We start from the raw sequence: 14,316 nt of genomic DNA on the forward strand, positions 1-14,316 counted from the left end.
GCTGCTCACTTTCTGGGTCAGGCTCAAGAGAAGAGGACACCGGGGTTGAGGATCCCGGCCGGGTCGAACCCCTGCTTGATCCGCCGCAGCAGCTCGAGCTTCGCCGGGTCTTCGAGTTCCTTGTGGTACTTGGTTTTCGTGCGGCCGAGGCCGTGCTCGCCGGAGATCGCACCGCCGAGGTCCATGGCGCAGGTGAAGATGTCGGTGAGCAGTTTCGTGCGCGTTTGCGGGTCCTTGCAGAAGATCGCAAGGTGGACGTTGCCGTCGCCGGCGTGCCCGCAGCCGATCGCGCCGGCACCAGCGGCCAGCGCCAGCTCGCGCGCCTTGGTGAGGAACGGCGACATCGACGAGCGCGGCACGACCACGTCGATCACGTCGTCGGCGCCCGCGGATTTGGCCGACCAGAACGCCTTTTCCCGCGCTTCGATGAGCTTGCGCGCGGAGCCGCCTTCGAGCACGTACACGTCGATCGCGCCGAGTTCGCCCAGCAGCTCGCCGAGCGTCTCGACGTCCTCGCCCAGCCGGCCGGTGTCGCGGTTTTCCAGCGCCACCACCAGATACGCCTGCACCTTGTCGCGGATCGCGTCGGGGACACCGAGCTCGAGCTTCTCGTTGTAGACGATCGCGGCCATCGTGAGGTTGTCGATGTACTCGAGGATGTGCGGCGCGAGCCCGCTCGTCACGATCTTCGGCACGGCAGCCATCACCTGGTCGAAGTCGTCGAACGGCGCGAGCACGGTGGCGCCGTGGGGCAGCCGCGGGTGCAGCTTCACCGTGACCTCGGTGGCGAGCGCGAGCGTGCCCTCCGAGCCGACGATCAGCTGTGTGAGGTCGTAGCCGGTGGAGATCTTCGACGTGCGCCCGCCCGTGCGGATGATCTCGCCGGTGGGCAGCACGGCCTGCAGTCCCAGGACGTTGCTGCGGGTCACGCCGTACTTGATCGCGCGCATGCCGCCCGCGTTGGTGCCGACGTTGCCGCCGATGCTCGCGCTGAGCTCCCCGGGGTACACGGGGTAGGTCAGGTTCGCCTCGGCCGTGCGCTGGTCCAGCTCCGCGAGCGTGACGCCCGGCTGGACCACGGCGACGTGGTTCACGGTGTCGATTTCGAGGACGGCGTTCATCCGCTCGAACGACACGAGCAGGCCGCCTTCGACGGGTCGCGCGGCCGCCGAGAGCCCGGTGCCGGAGCCCCGCGCGGTCACGGGCAGCCCGGCTTCGGTCGCGGCCTTCAGCAGCTCCGCGACTTCCTCGGCGCTGTGTGGCTTCGCGACGTATGCGGGCTTCTGCTGCTGCACGCTCAACGCTTCGTCGTGGGCGTAGTCGTCGGAGATCGCGTCGCCGACCAGCAGGTTCTCCGCCCCGACGATGTCCGCCAGCCGTGCCGCGACGGTACCCATCAGCTGCCACTCCCTCACGCGCCGGTGCCTGGTTACCGAAGCGTAGTACGTCGCGCGGAGGGCTCGCTATGAAACTTCTTCACGTTCACGGGAGGCGTGTCGCGAGGGGACCGTTCGCGCCCCTGCGGCGACCGGTGGCCTCGGTGCCGCGTGCCCTCCACTGGGAAATGAAAAAACGACCATTTCGGCGACGCCCCGCGAGTCGCCGAAAAATGGCCGGAAGGAAAACTGTGCCACGCCGTTGCGCACGGCGTAGCGGGTGATTCGGCGCTGGTGTCTCGGAGAAAGGGTGACCGAGGGGACCGGCCCGCGCCAACAGGCCGGCCCCCGGTGAAACCTTGCCGCCAGATCAGACAAGCCAGCCGAGCACGTGCGCCAGGTGGGCGAGCAGACCCGTGATCAGGTCGTGGCCGTGGTGCGCGTGCTGGATGAACGTGTGCATTGAGGGGCTCCTTGTTCTGATTTGTGTTCAGTTGTGCTCTCGCGAGGAGCGAACGAAGATTTTCACCGCCCTGGCGTGGTGTCAAAAAGCCATTCGACGGCTGGGGTGGGCGTTACGAATCTTCCACCGTAAACGCGTAAGGCTTTCGTGTTCTTCGGCGGGGTGCCATTGTGGACGGACGGCCACCGTAGGTAGCCGCGAGCGCAGTTGATCACTCTGGGTAGCAGACTGCCGTTGCGACAACCGGGCGTCGTAGTTACCCGAACCGGTGATGGGGCTGCCACGAATGGTGAGTCTCGGAGGTTCACACGCCCGGGTGATGGAGGCGCGGTGTCAACGCCCGCGGCGGCCGCGTCAAAGCTTCGTCAACGGCCCGAGTTCCTTGTGCCTGACCGCTTTAGCGTCGCGGGCGAAGGAGGTGTGCCGTGCCCGGACCGCTGCACGTGACCGGCTACCGCAAGGCCGTCGAGGTGATCGACGTGCTCACCGAGGGTGAGACGGGCTTCACCGAACTGCGCAGGCGCACCCGACTGTCGCGTCGCTGGCTCGCCCGGGTGCTGCGGGTGCTCGCCGCGGAGGGGCTCGTCCGGGGGACTGGTTCATGGGACGAGCGCCCGGCGCCGGACACGCGGTTCGCGCTCACCGAAGAAGGCCGGTGCCTGGCCGACGAGCTGGCCGACCTCGACGTGTGGACGGCGCTGTACGAGAACTACGTCAACGGCGCCGGCTGAGCCGGGGGCGCTGGGGGACGACGAAGGCCTCCGCGCCCGTCCGGACACCGGACGCGGAGGCCTTCGCTGGGGGTCTTACTCGGCGCGGGCGTAGGTGAGCGTCTCGCCTTCGACGCCGCGCAGCCACAGGTCCTGCGCGGCCGCCGCCATATCGGCCAGGCCCTCTTCGATCGTGGCGAACACGTTGCCCGGCACCCAGCCGGCGTCGCCGTTGATCAGGAGGTTGTTACGCCCGTAGAAGATCGCGAGGTCCGTGGCGCCCTGGTCGCCGTGGGCCTCGCTGCCGTCGTCGTAGCCGTACGCGGGGTTGCCGATCTCCCACGCCTCGAACCCGAAGTACACGACGTCGCCCGGGATCGGCGTGATCGTCGGGTTTTCGCGGCCCGGCTTGGGGTTCGCGAAGGGCGGCACGAGCGTGTAGACCTCGTTGCGCGCGTACTTCGCGTGGTAGGCCGAGCCGCTCTGCGGCAGCGCGTCCCATACGGCCTGGCAGGTGCGCGGCGCCTCGGCGTCGAGCAGCCGCGCGCGGCAGGAGACGCCGCGCTTGTCGAGTGTGATCGTGATGTAGCGCGCCATTCCTCAGCTCCCTGCGGTGACGGAGGCGACGACGTCGCCCCAGATCTTCAGTGCGTCGTCGACCTGCTCGGCGTTCACGACGAGCGGCGGGACCATGCGGACCACGTTCGAGTAGGCGCCGCAGGTGAGCAGCAGCAGGCCGCTCTTCGACGCCAGCTGCTGGGCCGCCGCGGCCGTCGCGCCGTCCGGCTCGCCGTCGGCGGTCGTGAACTCGGTGCCCACGAGCAGGCCGAGGCCGCGGACGTCGCCGATCGCCGGCGTCTTGTCCGCGATCAGCCGCGCGCCTTCGAGCAGCTGACGGCCGCGCTCGGCGGCGTTCTCCACCAGCTTCTCGTCTCGGATCACGTCGAGCGTCGCGATCGCCGCGGCGCACGAAACCGCGTTGCCGCCGTACGTGCCGCCCTGCGAACCCGGGTACGCCTTCGTCATCAGCTCGTGCGAAGCGGCGATGCCTGACAGCGGGAAGCCGCTCGCGAGGCCCTTCGCGATGAGCACGACGTCCGGTGTGATGCCGAAGTGGTCGTGGCCCCAGAACTTGCCGGTGCGCCCGAACCCGGCCTGCACCTCGTCGACCACGAGCACGATGCCGTGGCGGTCGGCGCGCTCGCGCAGGCCGGCCATGAACTCGTTGTTGGCCGGCACGTAGCCGCCCTCGCCGAGCACGGGCTCGACGAAGAACGCGGCCGTCTCGCTCGGCGCGGAGACGGTCTGGAACAGGTAGTCGAGCTCGCGCAGCGCGAACTTCGTGGCGGTCTGCTCGTCCCAGCCGTAGTGGAAGGCGTAGGGGAACGGGGCCACGTGCACGCCGCCCATCAGCGGGCCGATACCGGTGCTGAACCGGGTGCCGGACGTGGTCATGGTGGCCGCCGCGACCGTGCGGCCGTGGAAGCCGCCTTGGAAGACGATCACGTTGGGGCGCTTGGTCGCCTGGCGCGCGAGGCGCAGCGCGGCTTCGACGGCTTCACTGCCGGAGTTGGCGTAGAAGAGCGAGTCGAGACCCGTCGGCAGCACCTCGCCGAGGCGGCGGGTGAGCTCCAGCAACGGCTTGTGCATCACGGTCGTGTACTGGCCGTGGATGAGCTTGCCGATCTGGTCGCGCGCGGCCTCGACGACGCGCGGGTGGCAGTGGCCGGTACTGGTCACGCCGATCCCCGCGGTGAAGTCGAGGTGACGTTTCCCGTCGACGTCGTAGAGGTACACCCCTTCACCGTGGTCGACCACGACGGGAGTGGCCTGCTTGAGCAGCGGGGAAAGCTCGGCCATGCGGCGCTCCTGGTTCTTGGTGTGAGGTTGCTCGGGAAAGCACTGTGTGCGGTTGTCGATTGTTGACAATATCCATAGCATGGCCTCGGGACAACACGGAGGAGCAAGCTGGATGAGCGCGATCACTGAAGCCGGCGTCGTCGGCGCGGTCGACAAGGAACTCTTCGTCGGCGGCAAGTGGGTGCCCGCGAAGAGCGGGAAGACCTTCGAGGTGCAGGACCCGTCCACCGGCACCGCCCTGTGCGAGGTGGCCGACGCCGGCGCCGAGGACGGCATGGCGGCCCTCGACGCGGCCGTCGCGGCGCAGGCCGGCTGGGCCGCCGTCGCACCCCGTGAACGAGGCGAGATCCTTCGCCGGGCCTACGACAAGCTGATCGAGCGCCGCGACGAGCTGGCGCTGCTGATGACCCTCGAAATGGGCAAGCCGCTGGCCGAGGCCGCGGGCGAGATCACCTACGCCGCCGAGTTCTTCCGCTGGTTCGCCGAGGAGGCCGTGCGCATCGACGGCGGGTACGCGACGGCGCCCAACGGCGTCGGCCGCTTCCTCATCACCAAGCAGCCCGTGGGCCCGACGCTGCTGATCACGCCGTGGAACTTCCCCATGGCGATGGGCACGCGCAAGATCGGCCCGGCCGTGGCCGCCGGCTGCACGATGGTGATCAAGCCGGCCGCGCAGACGCCGTTGTCGATGCTCGCGCTGGCGTCGATCCTCGCCGAGGCGGGGCTGCCCGAGGGCGTGCTGAACGTCGTCACGACCACCGACGCGGGTGGCGTGATGGAGCCGCTGATCCGCGACGGACGCGCGCGCAAGCTGTCGTTCACCGGGTCGACCGCGGTGGGGCGCAAGCTGCTGGAGCAGTGCGCGGAGAAGGTGCTGCGCACGTCGATGGAGCTGGGTGGCAACGCGCCGTTCCTGGTCTTCGACGACGCGGACCTCGACGCCGCCGTGGAAGGCGCGATGCAGGCGAAGATGCGCAACATCGGCGAGGCGTGCACGGCGGCCAACCGCTTCTACGTGCAGCGCGGCGTGGCCGACGAGTTCTCGCGGCGGCTGACCGAGCGCATGCAGGCGCTGGCGATGGGGCGTGGCACGGAGGAGGGCGTGGTCGTCGGCCCGCTGATCGACGAAGCCGCCGTGAACAAGGTGACCGCGCTGGTCAAGGACGCTACCGACCGCGGCGCGCGGGTGCTCACCGGCGGCGCGACCGTGGACGGGCCCGGCCACTTCTACCAGGCCACGGTGCTCACGGACGTGCCGGTCGACGCGCGGATGGCGTCGGAGGAGATCTTCGGGCCGGTCGCGCCGATCACCCCGTTCGACACCGAGGACGAGGCGATCGCGAAGGCCAACGACACGGAGTACGGCCTGGTTTCGTACCTGTTCACCAGCGACGTGAAGCGGGCGCTGCGCGTGTCGGAGCGGCTCGAGGCCGGGATGATCGGGCTGAACCAGGGCATCGTGTCGAACCCGGCGGCGCCGTTCGGCGGCATCAAGCAGTCGGGGCTCGGGCGTGAGGGTGGCACGGTCGGCATCGAGGAGTTCCTCGAGACCAAGTACATCGCGGTGAGCCTGTGAGTGAGTACCGCATCGCGAGCATCCCGGGCGACGGGATCGGCGTCGACGTCACGGTCGAGGCGCGCAAGGTCCTGGACGCGGCCGCTGCTCGGCACGGCTTTTCCTTGCAGTGGACCGAGTTCGACTGGAGCTGCGAGCGCTACACCCAGACCGGCGCGATGATGCCGGACGACGGCGTGGCGCAGCTGGCGGCATTCGACGGCATCCTGCTGGGTGCCGTCGGGTTCCCCGGTGTGCCGGACCACATTTCCTTGTGGGGCTTGCTGATCCCGCTGCGGCGCGCGTTTCAGCAGTACGTGAACCTGCGGCCGGTACGGCTGCTGCCGGGCACCACGTCGGTGCTTTCGGGGCGGACGGCCGACGAGCTGGAGATGGTGATCGTCCGCGAGAACTCCGAGGGCGAGTACTCGGCGATCGGCGGACGGCACAACTCCGGGCGGCCGGACGAGTTCGTGCTGCAGGAATCCGTGTTCACGCGGGTCGGGGTGGAACGGATCATCCGGTACGCGTTCGAGCTGGCGCGTACGCGTTCTTCTCGCGTGACGTCGGCGACGAAGTCCAACGGGCTGATCCACTCGATGCCGTTCTGGGACGAGATCTTCGCCGAGGTGGCGGCGAAGTATCCGGACGTCGAAAGTGGACAGATGCACGTGGATGCGTTGGCAGCGCGCATGGTTCAGGCGCCGGACCGGCTCGACGTGGTCGTCGGGTCGAACCTCTTCGGCGACATTCTGAGCGACCTGGCGGCCGCCGTCACGGGCGGGCTGGGCATGGCGCCGTCCGGAAACATCAACCCATCGGGTGAGTTTCCGTCGATGTTCGAAGCCGTCCACGGGAGTGCTCCGGACATCGCCGGCCAGGGCATCGCCAACCCGGTGGCCCAGATCCTGGCGGGTGCGATGCTTCTCGAACACCTGGGCGAAACCGTTGCCGCGCAAGCGATCCGTACCTCCGTCGACGAGGTGCTCACGGCCGGCGCCGAGCTCACCCCCGACCTCGGCGGCACCGCTACCACAACTCGCCTCGGCACGGCGGTGGCCGAAGCGCTCCGCTGATTTTTCGTCGGTGCTCCCCGCTTCACTTCTCCTCGACCGACCGGCTCCCGCCGGACCGGTTTCGTCGAATGAGGGGGAGCACCGATGTGCGAGCAGTGCGAGGACCGCGAAAACACGGGTAGACCCGGGGAGCGTTACCTGGCGGAGATCCTCGAGCGGATCCAGGAGTACGGCTGGTGCGTCCAGGGCGTGCTGGGCACGGGTCCCCGGCCGCCCTGGGCCTACACCGTCGGCCTGACGGCCCACGGCTTGCCGGAGCTCGTGGTCACCGGCCTGCCGCCACACCCGTCCATCCTGCTGCTGGGCGCCGCCGCCGAACGCTCCTTCGACTCCGGACCACCGCAGCCCGGCGAGATCTTTTCCTTGCGGGGCTTGCCTTCCGTCGAGGTCGTCGCCCTCACGTCACCGTCGGCGCACCTGTCGGTCGCGGTTTCCCTGTACGGCCATGACATCCGCGCCTTGCAACTCGTCCACGCCGACGAAGCCGGCCGCTTCCCCTGGTCCCCGTCCTACCGCGACGGCCTCGGTGGCCAGCCGGTGCTGGGGACGCGGTCCGATGACTGAACGAGGGTGGCGCGGTCTTCGGCCGGCGTTGTCACGTGGTCTCCGCCGGCGGTTGTCCTGCGCGGCGAACGAATCGGGGCGCGGCGACCGGCGCCGGCGGGTTGCTCTCACGGGCCCTCGTGTTGCCGTGGCGGCCGTGACGGTCAGCCTGTCCGCCGTCTGCCGGCCGATGGCTCGGCGGGCGTGGCGCCGTCTTGCTCGCGGATTGTCCGGTGCGAATGTCCGCCGCTCACTGTTTCTCCTTGCGGCAGCAGGGGAATCGCGGCATGGCGGCGTGCGCACGCCCGTGAGCCGAGTTGCCGTCGCAGGCACGCGCGATGCTGCGAAGGCGGCGCGCGGTGCGACCTGCGCAGGCGGACCGACGCCTGCGCGAGGGTGGCGCGGTCTCTGGCCGGTGTTGCCGTGCCTGCGCGGTCGCGGCTCGTGGTCACGGTCACGCGGGAGCCGGCGCTTCGCCTTCCTTCAAGGTCGTCCCCGGCACCAGCCGGCCGATCGCGTCCTCCATGTGCGCGTCCAGCAGGTGCAGGGCCGCGTCCGCGTCACCGGTGCGCAGGGCGTCGATGATGCGCGTGTGTTCGTCCACGCGGTCTTCCACGCCCTGGTAGGTGCTCTGCAGCAGCGTCAGGCACATGCGCGTCTCGATGAGGAGGGTGCGGGCCATGCGCACGAGGCGTTTGCTGCCGGAGGCGTTGATGAGGGCCTCGTGGAAGGCGAGGTCGGCGGCGGAGAGCGCGGTGGGGTCGTCGTCGTTCGCGGCGGCGGCCATGTCGGCCACGAACTGCTCCAGCGAGGCCGCGATGAGCTCGCGGTCGCCGCGCAGGGCGCACAGCAGCGCGGCGCGCTCGACGGCCGAGCGGGCGAGGTAGATGTCGAACACGTCGCTGGGCTCGAGGTCGATCACGAACAGGCCGCGGTGGCGCTCGCTGCGGAGCAGTCCTTCGGAGACGAGGTGCTGCATCGCCTCGCGCAGCGGGCCGCGCGAGACCTGGAAGCGCGAGGCGAGGTCGGTCTCGCCGAGCTGGGTGCCGGGAGGCAGGGCGCCGGTCATGATCGCGTCGCGCAGCTGGCGCGCGATCACGGCGGCGGTCGACTCCCGGCTGACCGGTTCGATGTCGGGCAGGACGACCACGGCTCAGCTCCTCACCCGGAACAGCGCGCCCAGGGAACGCACCAGACGCGTGGTGCCGGTGAGTCGCAGGCCTTCCCAGATCGTCACCTGGTTCGCCGTGAGCACGGGCTTGCCCAGCGCAGTCTCGATGGTGTTGATCTCGCCGAGCGTGCGCATCGCGGTGTCCGGCACGAGCACGGCGTCGGCCTCGGGGTGGTTGTTCTCCACGGCCAGGCGCACCACGGCGTCGGGCTCGAGCCGGCCGACCTCGGCGGCGGTGTCGATGCCCGCGCTCGCCATCGTCAGCACCTCGACACCGCCGGCGGCGAGGAAGTCCACGAACAAGCGCGCCACGTCGTCGGGGTAGCTCGCGGCCACCGCGACGCGCTTCACGCCGAGGGCCTGAGCCGCGTGCACGAAGGCGAACGAGGTGCTCGATGCCGGGACCCCTGCCACCGCGGAGAGACGGTCGGCCTGGTCGCGCGCCCCGTCCCAGCCGTACACGAAGCTGCCGGAGGTGCAGGCCCAGATCACGGCGTCGGGCTCGTGCTTGGCGAGCTGGTCCGCGCCGTCGGCGAGGCGGGCCTCGCTGCCGAGGTCGAGCAGCTCTGGCACGGCGTGCAGGTCGGTGCCGTAGATGTGCTCGACCGGCAGCCGGATGTCGCCTTCGTCGGCGTCCGACCCGCCGAGCAGCTGCTCGGCGAGCGGGTAGTCGTCCTCGGCCGCGTGGTCGGGGTAGATGAAGCCGATCGTGGTCACAAAACCTCCGGGATACGCAGATTGTCGACAATCTTAGACAGGTGGGTCAAGAGACCTCCCGCAGCCACTTGCCGGGGCCGACGATCGGCAGGTACATGCGGCGCAGGCAGGCCCACATGGTCAGCTGGTTGGCCGTCAGCACGGGCTTGCCCAGCGCTTTCTCGAGGGGCTCGATCAAGTCGAAGGTGGGGAGGTTGGTGCAGCTGACGAAGATCGCTTCGGCGTCGCTGTGGTCGGCGGCGAGGATGCGCTCGGCGATGGTGCGGTAGCTGACCTTCCAGATGCCGCCGCCCAGCCCGAGGTGGTCGCTGGACACCGTGGTCACGCCGAGCTCGGCGAGGAAGTCGTGGAGCTTGCCGGTGAGGTCGGCGTCGTAGGGGGTGAGCACCGAGATCCGGTGCAGGTCGAGCTGCTGCAGCACCTCGGCCAGCGCCCCCGAGGTCGTCACGGCGTCGGGCGCGCCCGCGTCACAGATCGCCTTGGTGAGGGAGCGTTCGTAGCCGATGCCGTTGACGAAGCTGCCCGACGTGCAGAGGTAGGCGACGACCTCGGGCTCGACGTGCAGCACGTCGCGGGTCGCGGCCGCGAGGTGGCGGCTGTCGCTCACGAGCTGCGCCATCTCCATGCTCACGGGCACGGGCTCGTACGGCGTGCGGGCGAGGTGGAGGGAGACCTCCATCGGTACCCACCGCCAGAGTTCGCGTTCGAGGGCGAGGTCGAACGGTGCGATCACGCCGATGCCGCGCTGGGCTAGCGGGCCCTCGAACGCGAGGAAGTCCAGATCCAAGGCTCAGCCTCCGGAATACGCCTGTGCAGATGACACGTCCGGTGCTCCGGGGGTCGTCCTCGGATTGTTGACAATCATACGAGCCACTTTTACGGTGTCAATGTGATCGCCTCGGAATTTCCCGTGCTGGCGGTGCTGTGCGGGTCGGCTCCACCACCGGACATGGCCGCTATCGAAAAGGCGGCGGTGGTTCGTTACACCGACGCGGGAGGACTCACCGAAGCGCTTACCGGAGCCCAGGGTCTGTTCGTCTACGATTTCCTCTCCACGGCCGTGCCCGGAGCATGGCACGCGGCCGGCGATCTGCGCTGGCTGCACATCGCGAGCGCCGGCGTCGACCCGGTGCTGTTCCCCGGCCTGGTCGAGAGCGACGTCGTGCTCACGAACTCGCGGGGCGTCTTCGACGACGCCATCGCCGAGTACGTGCTGGGCGTGGTCTTGGCCTTCGCCAAGGACTTCGCGCGTTCGCTCGACCTGCAGCGCGCCGGCACGTGGCAGCACCGCGAGACCGAACGCGTCGCCGGGCGCGAGGTGCTCGTGGTCGGCACCGGGCCCATCGGCCGCTCGATCGCGCGGCTGCTGCGCGCGGCCGGCCTGCGCGTGTCCGGGGCCGGGCGGCGCCCGCGCACGGGCGACCCCGACTTCGGCACGGTGCATGACTCCGCGCACCTCGCCGAGCACTTGCCCGCCTTCGACTACGTCGTGGCCGTCGCGCCGCTGACCGAGCAGACGAAGGGCATGTTCGACGCGGCGGCCTTCGCGGCGATGAAGCCGTCGGCGCGGTTCGTGAACGTCGGGCGCGGCGAGCTGGTGGTCACGTCCGACCTGGTGGCGGCGTTGCGCGGCGGGCAGATCGCGGGCGCGGCCCTCGACGTGTTCGACACCGAGCCGCTGCCGGGCGACAGTCCACTCTGGACCATGCCGGACGTGCTGCTGTCGCCGCACATGTCGGGGGACTTCCTCGGCTGGCGCACCACCCTGGTAGAGGTGTTCGCGGCGAACTTCCGCCGCTGGGTGGCCGGGGAGCCGTTGCACAACGTCGTGGACAAACGGCTCGGATACGTGCCGTCGGAATCTCAGGGAGCAGCCGGATGAGCCACCGGGAACTGACCGCCAGCGAACTGGTCGCCGCCTACGCCACCGGAGAGCTTTCGCCGGTGGAAGCGACCGAGGACGCGCTGCAGGCCATCGAGGAACGCGACGGTGAACTCAACGCGTTCTGCCTCGTCGACGCCGACCGCGCGCTGGAACAGGCGAAGGCCGCCGAGATCCGCTGGCGCGACGGCAACCCGATCGGCTGGCTCGACGGCGTGCCCTCGTCGATCAAGGACATGTTCCTCACCGCAGGCTGGCCCACGCGGCGCGGCTCCACGAGCATCCCGGCCGAGGGGTCGTGGGACGTCGACAGCCCCGTGATGGCGCGGATGCGCGAGGCCGGCCTGGTGGTGCTGGGCAAGACGACCACGCCCGAGATCGCGTGGAAGGGCGTGACCGACAGCGAGCTCGTCGGCATCACGCGTAACCCCGTGAACCCGGCGATGACCGCGGGCGGCTCGAGTGGCGGCAGCGCCGCGGCCGTCGCGGCGGACATGGGCGCGATCTCCGTGGGCACCGACGGCGGTGGTTCGGTGCGGATCCCCGCGTCGTTCTGCGGGATCGTCGGTCTGAAGCCGACCCACGGCCGGATCCCGCTGTTCCCGGCGAGCCCGTTCGGCCCGCTGTCGCACGCCGGGCCGATGGCGCGCAGCGTCGACGACACCGCGCTGCTGCTCGACGTGATCGCCACTTCCGACCCGCGCGACCCGGCCGCGCTGGCGCCCCCCGTCGGCACCTACCGCGAGGCCGTGCGGCGCGACGTGCGCGGGCTGATCGCGGCGTTCTCGCCGACGCTCGGCTATGTGGACGTCGACCCGGAGGTGGCGGCGATCATCGCGGCGGCCGTGAAGGCGCTCGACGACGCGGGGCTGCAGATCGAAGAGGCGGACCCGGGGTTCGAGGACCCCAAGCCGTCGTTCGACATTCTGTGGTCCACCGGCGCGGCGAAGCTGCTGGACTCATTCCCGCCGGGCAGCGAGGACCGCGTCGACCCGGGCCTGCGCCGCGTGTGGGAGCAGGGCAAGACCTACAGCGCGAGCGACTACCTCGACGCCACCGCGGCGCGCGCGGCGCTCGGCATCCTGATGGGCGAGTTCCACACGCGCTACGACGTGCTGATCACCCCGACCATCCCGATCCCGCCGTTCGAGGCCGGGCACGACGTGCCGCCGGGCAGCGGGCTGAGCGAGTGGCCGGAGTGGACGCCGTTCACCTACCCGTTCAACATGACGCAGCAGCCGGCGATCAGCGTCCCGGCGGGTCGGACGTCGGCCGGATTGCCGGTGGGGCTGCAGATTGTGGGCCCGCGGCACTCCGACGACCTGGTGCTGGCCGTCGCGAAGCTGCTCGAAGAGGTGCGGCCCTGGGTAGTGCGCTGACCCGACGCACGTTGGGGTGAAAACCGGCCGCGAGCGCCGGAAACTGTGTCAGGGTCTGGCGCGTGCATTCCACGGGCTGGCGGTACGAGCAGGCGATCGCCACTGTCGACATGACCGGTCAACCCACTCGCGTGATCGTGGGCCTCATCGAATGCGACGACCGTCTCTCGGCCGCCCTCCGCATCGAAGACGGCCCCACGGCGCTGGTGCCGCTCGAAACGGGCGGCGAGCTGCTCAAGGCGCTGCGCCAGACCCTCGAGAGCTGGTGGAAGCTCGACGGGCACCGCGACGTCGCGCCGGAGCCGCGTTCTCCCGGGCGCTGACTACCGGAAACACTCACCACCGGAAACACTCGCTACCGGAAACCCCGACTACCGGAAACGGAGCCGCGCCAGGTGGTCCCGGCCGGTCGGCGTGATCCGCAGGGCTCGCCCGGCCGGGCGGCGGCGCACCCAGCCCGCGTCGAGGAAGCCGTTCAGCAGTGCGGCACCGAGTGCGCCGGCGAGGTGGACCCTGCCCTGTGACCAGTCGAGGCAGGCGCGGACGGGTGGCGCCGCGGTGACTCCGGTGATCCCGAGTGCGGTCAGCAACGGGTGGTCGAAGGTGCGTACTGCGTCGGTGTCGCCGGGGCTGAGCGCGCCGATGACACCGTCTTCGTGAAGCCGCGCCGCGATCGTGACGCCGAGCCGGCCGCCGAGATGGCCGTAACAAGCGCGGGCCTCGAGTAGTTCGCCCGTCGGCTGGTCCGGCTGCAGGTTCGCGGGCAGCCGCGGGGGCGCGAGCGCGGCGAGGGCCTCCACGACCTGGGCGACCTCCGGCCCGGCGAGCCGGTGCAGCCGCCGCCGGCCGGACTCCGTCACTCGCACCAGGCCCGCGTCACACAGCCTGCGCAAGTGCGCGCTCGCCGTGGACGGGGCGATACCCGCGACCGTCGCCAGGACGCGCGCGGTGTGCGCGTCACCGTCCATGAGCTGCAGCAGCATCGCCGCGCGCGCCGGTTCGCCGATCGCCTGCGCGACGGTCGCGATGTCCGGTCCGGCCGTCATCGGCCGAGATTAGCCCGCTGACAGTTCGCTGCGGAGCGAAATGTTGTTGTGGTTAGCTGCGAGCCATGACCGAGTTCACGACGCCGATCGACGACCGCTGGTTCGAGGACTACCCGCAAGGCGCGGTGTACGAGTTCGGCGAAGCCGTGGTGACCGCGGAAGAGATCGTCGATTACGCGCGCCGCTTCGACCCGCAGAGCTTCCACACCGACCCGGCCGCCGCCGAGCACGGCCCCTTCGGCGGTCTCGTCGCCAGCGGCTGGCACACGGCGGGCGTGATGATGCGGATGTTCGTGGACCACTTCCTGTCCTCGGTGTCCAGCCTCGGCAGCCCCGGCATGGACGACCTGCGCTGGCCACGCCCCGTGCGCCCTGGGGACAAGCTCCACCTGCGCGCCACCATCGAGGACGCGCGCCTCTCGAAGTCCAAGCCGGACCGCGGGCTGCTCCGCACGCACATCGAGCTGTTCAACGCCGACGACGAGGTGGTGATGAGCGCTCACGCCATCAACTTCATGGCTGTGCGCCCGAAATAACC

Annotated in this window: 15 protein-coding genes; 8 read left to right on the forward strand and 7 right to left on the reverse strand. The window is 70.1% G+C overall.

Features of this window, described 5'->3' with window-relative positions; genetic code table 11:
• Nucleotides 1-23: 23 nt before the first annotated feature.
• Entirely contained in the window at nucleotides 24-1,397 is a 1,374-nt protein-coding gene (locus AB0M56_RS34550) for an FAD-binding oxidoreductase (protein ID WP_364184058.1), read from the reverse strand.
• Nucleotides 1,398-2,264: 867 nt separating this feature from the next.
• Between AB0M56_RS34550 and AB0M56_RS34555 the strand changes: the two genes are divergently transcribed.
• Nucleotides 2,265-2,570, forward strand: coding sequence for a winged helix-turn-helix transcriptional regulator (locus AB0M56_RS34555; RefSeq protein ID WP_364184060.1), 306 nt, complete (start codon nucleotides 2,265-2,267; stop codon nucleotides 2,568-2,570).
• Between the two features lie 75 nt (nucleotides 2,571-2,645).
• On the opposite strand, the gene AB0M56_RS34560 is transcribed toward AB0M56_RS34555, so the two are convergent.
• Nucleotides 2,646-3,146, reverse strand: coding sequence for a DUF3830 family protein (locus AB0M56_RS34560; protein WP_364184063.1), 501 nt, complete (start codon nucleotides 3,144-3,146; stop codon nucleotides 2,646-2,648).
• 3 nt (nucleotides 3,147-3,149) lie between these two features.
• Complete coding sequence (locus AB0M56_RS34565; protein WP_364184066.1) at nucleotides 3,150-4,409, reverse strand: aminotransferase class III-fold pyridoxal phosphate-dependent enzyme; 1,260 nt, start codon at nucleotides 4,407-4,409, stop codon at nucleotides 3,150-3,152.
• A 112-nt stretch (nucleotides 4,410-4,521) separates the two neighbouring features.
• Between AB0M56_RS34565 and AB0M56_RS34570 the strand changes: the two genes are divergently transcribed.
• The 3 genes from AB0M56_RS34570 to AB0M56_RS34580 all read left to right on the forward strand — a co-directional run bounded on the left by AB0M56_RS34570 (nucleotide 4,522) and on the right by AB0M56_RS34580 (nucleotide 7,604).
• Nucleotides 4,522-5,985 (forward strand): NAD-dependent succinate-semialdehyde dehydrogenase, encoded by a 1,464-nt coding sequence (locus tag AB0M56_RS34570; RefSeq protein ID WP_364184069.1) that lies wholly within the window; start codon nucleotides 4,522-4,524, stop codon nucleotides 5,983-5,985.
• Complete coding sequence (locus AB0M56_RS34575; RefSeq protein ID WP_364184072.1) at nucleotides 5,982-7,040, forward strand: tartrate dehydrogenase; 1,059 nt, start codon at nucleotides 5,982-5,984, stop codon at nucleotides 7,038-7,040. The genes AB0M56_RS34570 and AB0M56_RS34575 overlap by 4 nt, the downstream gene beginning before the upstream one ends.
• Nucleotides 7,041-7,124: 84 nt before the next feature.
• Nucleotides 7,125-7,604: a DUF4262 domain-containing protein gene (locus AB0M56_RS34580; RefSeq protein ID WP_364184074.1), complete on the forward strand. Its 480-nt coding sequence runs from the start codon at nucleotides 7,125-7,127 to the stop codon at nucleotides 7,602-7,604.
• 433 nt (nucleotides 7,605-8,037) lie between these two features.
• Here the strand turns inward: AB0M56_RS34580 and AB0M56_RS34585 are convergent, their stop codons facing one another.
• Genes AB0M56_RS34585 through AB0M56_RS34595 form a run of 3 tightly spaced genes read right to left on the reverse strand, consistent with a single transcriptional unit; the run spans nucleotide 8,038 to nucleotide 10,258 of the window.
• Nucleotides 8,038-8,733 (reverse strand): GntR family transcriptional regulator, encoded by a 696-nt coding sequence (locus AB0M56_RS34585; protein ID WP_364184077.1) that lies wholly within the window; start codon nucleotides 8,731-8,733, stop codon nucleotides 8,038-8,040.
• Between the two features lie 3 nt (nucleotides 8,734-8,736).
• Nucleotides 8,737-9,471 carry a maleate cis-trans isomerase gene (locus AB0M56_RS34590; RefSeq protein ID WP_364184080.1) on the reverse strand — a complete coding sequence of 245 codons (735 nt, stop codon included), beginning with the start codon at nucleotides 9,469-9,471 and terminating at the stop codon, nucleotides 8,737-8,739.
• A 46-nt stretch (nucleotides 9,472-9,517) separates the two neighbouring features.
• The gene (locus AB0M56_RS34595) at nucleotides 9,518-10,258 is read right to left on the reverse strand and encodes an Asp/Glu/hydantoin racemase (RefSeq protein WP_364184083.1); all 741 of its coding nucleotides are present in this window, start codon (nucleotides 10,256-10,258) and stop codon (nucleotides 9,518-9,520) included.
• Nucleotides 10,259-10,360: 102 nt separating this feature from the next.
• Here AB0M56_RS34595 and AB0M56_RS34600 point away from each other — a divergent pair, with 102 nt between their 5' ends.
• The 3 genes from AB0M56_RS34600 (at nucleotide 10,361) to AB0M56_RS34610 (ending at nucleotide 13,055) form a co-directional block, all read left to right on the forward strand.
• Nucleotides 10,361-11,353 carry a D-2-hydroxyacid dehydrogenase gene (locus AB0M56_RS34600; protein ID WP_364184086.1) on the forward strand — a complete coding sequence of 331 codons (993 nt, stop codon included), beginning with the start codon at nucleotides 10,361-10,363 and terminating at the stop codon, nucleotides 11,351-11,353.
• The gene (locus tag AB0M56_RS34605) at nucleotides 11,350-12,732 is read left to right on the forward strand and encodes an amidase (RefSeq protein WP_364184089.1); all 1,383 of its coding nucleotides are present in this window, start codon (nucleotides 11,350-11,352) and stop codon (nucleotides 12,730-12,732) included. The genes AB0M56_RS34600 and AB0M56_RS34605 overlap by 4 nt, the downstream gene beginning before the upstream one ends.
• A gap of 62 nt (nucleotides 12,733-12,794) precedes the next feature.
• Complete coding sequence (locus tag AB0M56_RS34610) at nucleotides 12,795-13,055, forward strand: hypothetical protein (RefSeq protein WP_364184092.1); 261 nt, start codon at nucleotides 12,795-12,797, stop codon at nucleotides 13,053-13,055.
• A 48-nt stretch (nucleotides 13,056-13,103) separates the two neighbouring features.
• Here the strand turns inward: AB0M56_RS34610 and AB0M56_RS34615 are convergent, their stop codons facing one another.
• Nucleotides 13,104-13,778, reverse strand: a complete 675-nt coding sequence (locus AB0M56_RS34615) for a helix-turn-helix transcriptional regulator (RefSeq protein ID WP_364184095.1) — start codon at nucleotides 13,776-13,778, stop codon at nucleotides 13,104-13,106.
• 65 nt (nucleotides 13,779-13,843) lie between these two features.
• Here AB0M56_RS34615 and AB0M56_RS34620 point away from each other — a divergent pair, with 65 nt between their 5' ends.
• On the forward strand, nucleotides 13,844-14,314 hold the full coding sequence (locus AB0M56_RS34620; RefSeq protein ID WP_364184098.1) for a MaoC family dehydratase: 471 nt from the start codon (nucleotides 13,844-13,846) through the stop codon (nucleotides 14,312-14,314).
• The last annotated feature ends 2 nt before the right edge of the window (nucleotides 14,315-14,316 follow it).

The sequence above is a fragment of the Amycolatopsis sp. NPDC051372 genome (assembly GCF_040682095.1).
Classification (GTDB): Bacteria; Actinomycetota; Actinomycetes; order Mycobacteriales; family Pseudonocardiaceae; genus Amycolatopsis.

What these genes read in the sequence shown, in the direction of transcription:
- AB0M56_RS34550 (WP_364184058.1), bottom strand. Translation starts at nt 1,397, where the DNA reads ATGGGTACCGTCGCGGCACGGCTGGCGGACATCGTCGGGGCGGAGAAC.
- AB0M56_RS34560 (WP_364184063.1), bottom strand. Translation starts at nt 3,146, where the DNA reads ATGGCGCGCTACATCACGATCACACTCGACAAGCGCGGCGTCTCCTGC.
- AB0M56_RS34565 (WP_364184066.1), bottom strand. Translation starts at nt 4,409, where the DNA reads ATGGCCGAGCTTTCCCCGCTGCTCAAGCAGGCCACTCCCGTCGTGGTC.
- AB0M56_RS34570 (WP_364184069.1), top strand. Translation starts at nt 4,522, where the DNA reads ATGAGCGCGATCACTGAAGCCGGCGTCGTCGGCGCGGTCGACAAGGAA.
- AB0M56_RS34580 (WP_364184074.1), top strand. Translation starts at nt 7,125, where the DNA reads ATGTGCGAGCAGTGCGAGGACCGCGAAAACACGGGTAGACCCGGGGAG.
- AB0M56_RS34605 (WP_364184089.1), top strand. Translation starts at nt 11,350, where the DNA reads ATGAGCCACCGGGAACTGACCGCCAGCGAACTGGTCGCCGCCTACGCC.
- AB0M56_RS34615 (WP_364184095.1), bottom strand. Translation starts at nt 13,778, where the DNA reads ATGACGGCCGGACCGGACATCGCGACCGTCGCGCAGGCGATCGGCGAA.
- AB0M56_RS34620 (WP_364184098.1), top strand. Translation starts at nt 13,844, where the DNA reads ATGACCGAGTTCACGACGCCGATCGACGACCGCTGGTTCGAGGACTAC.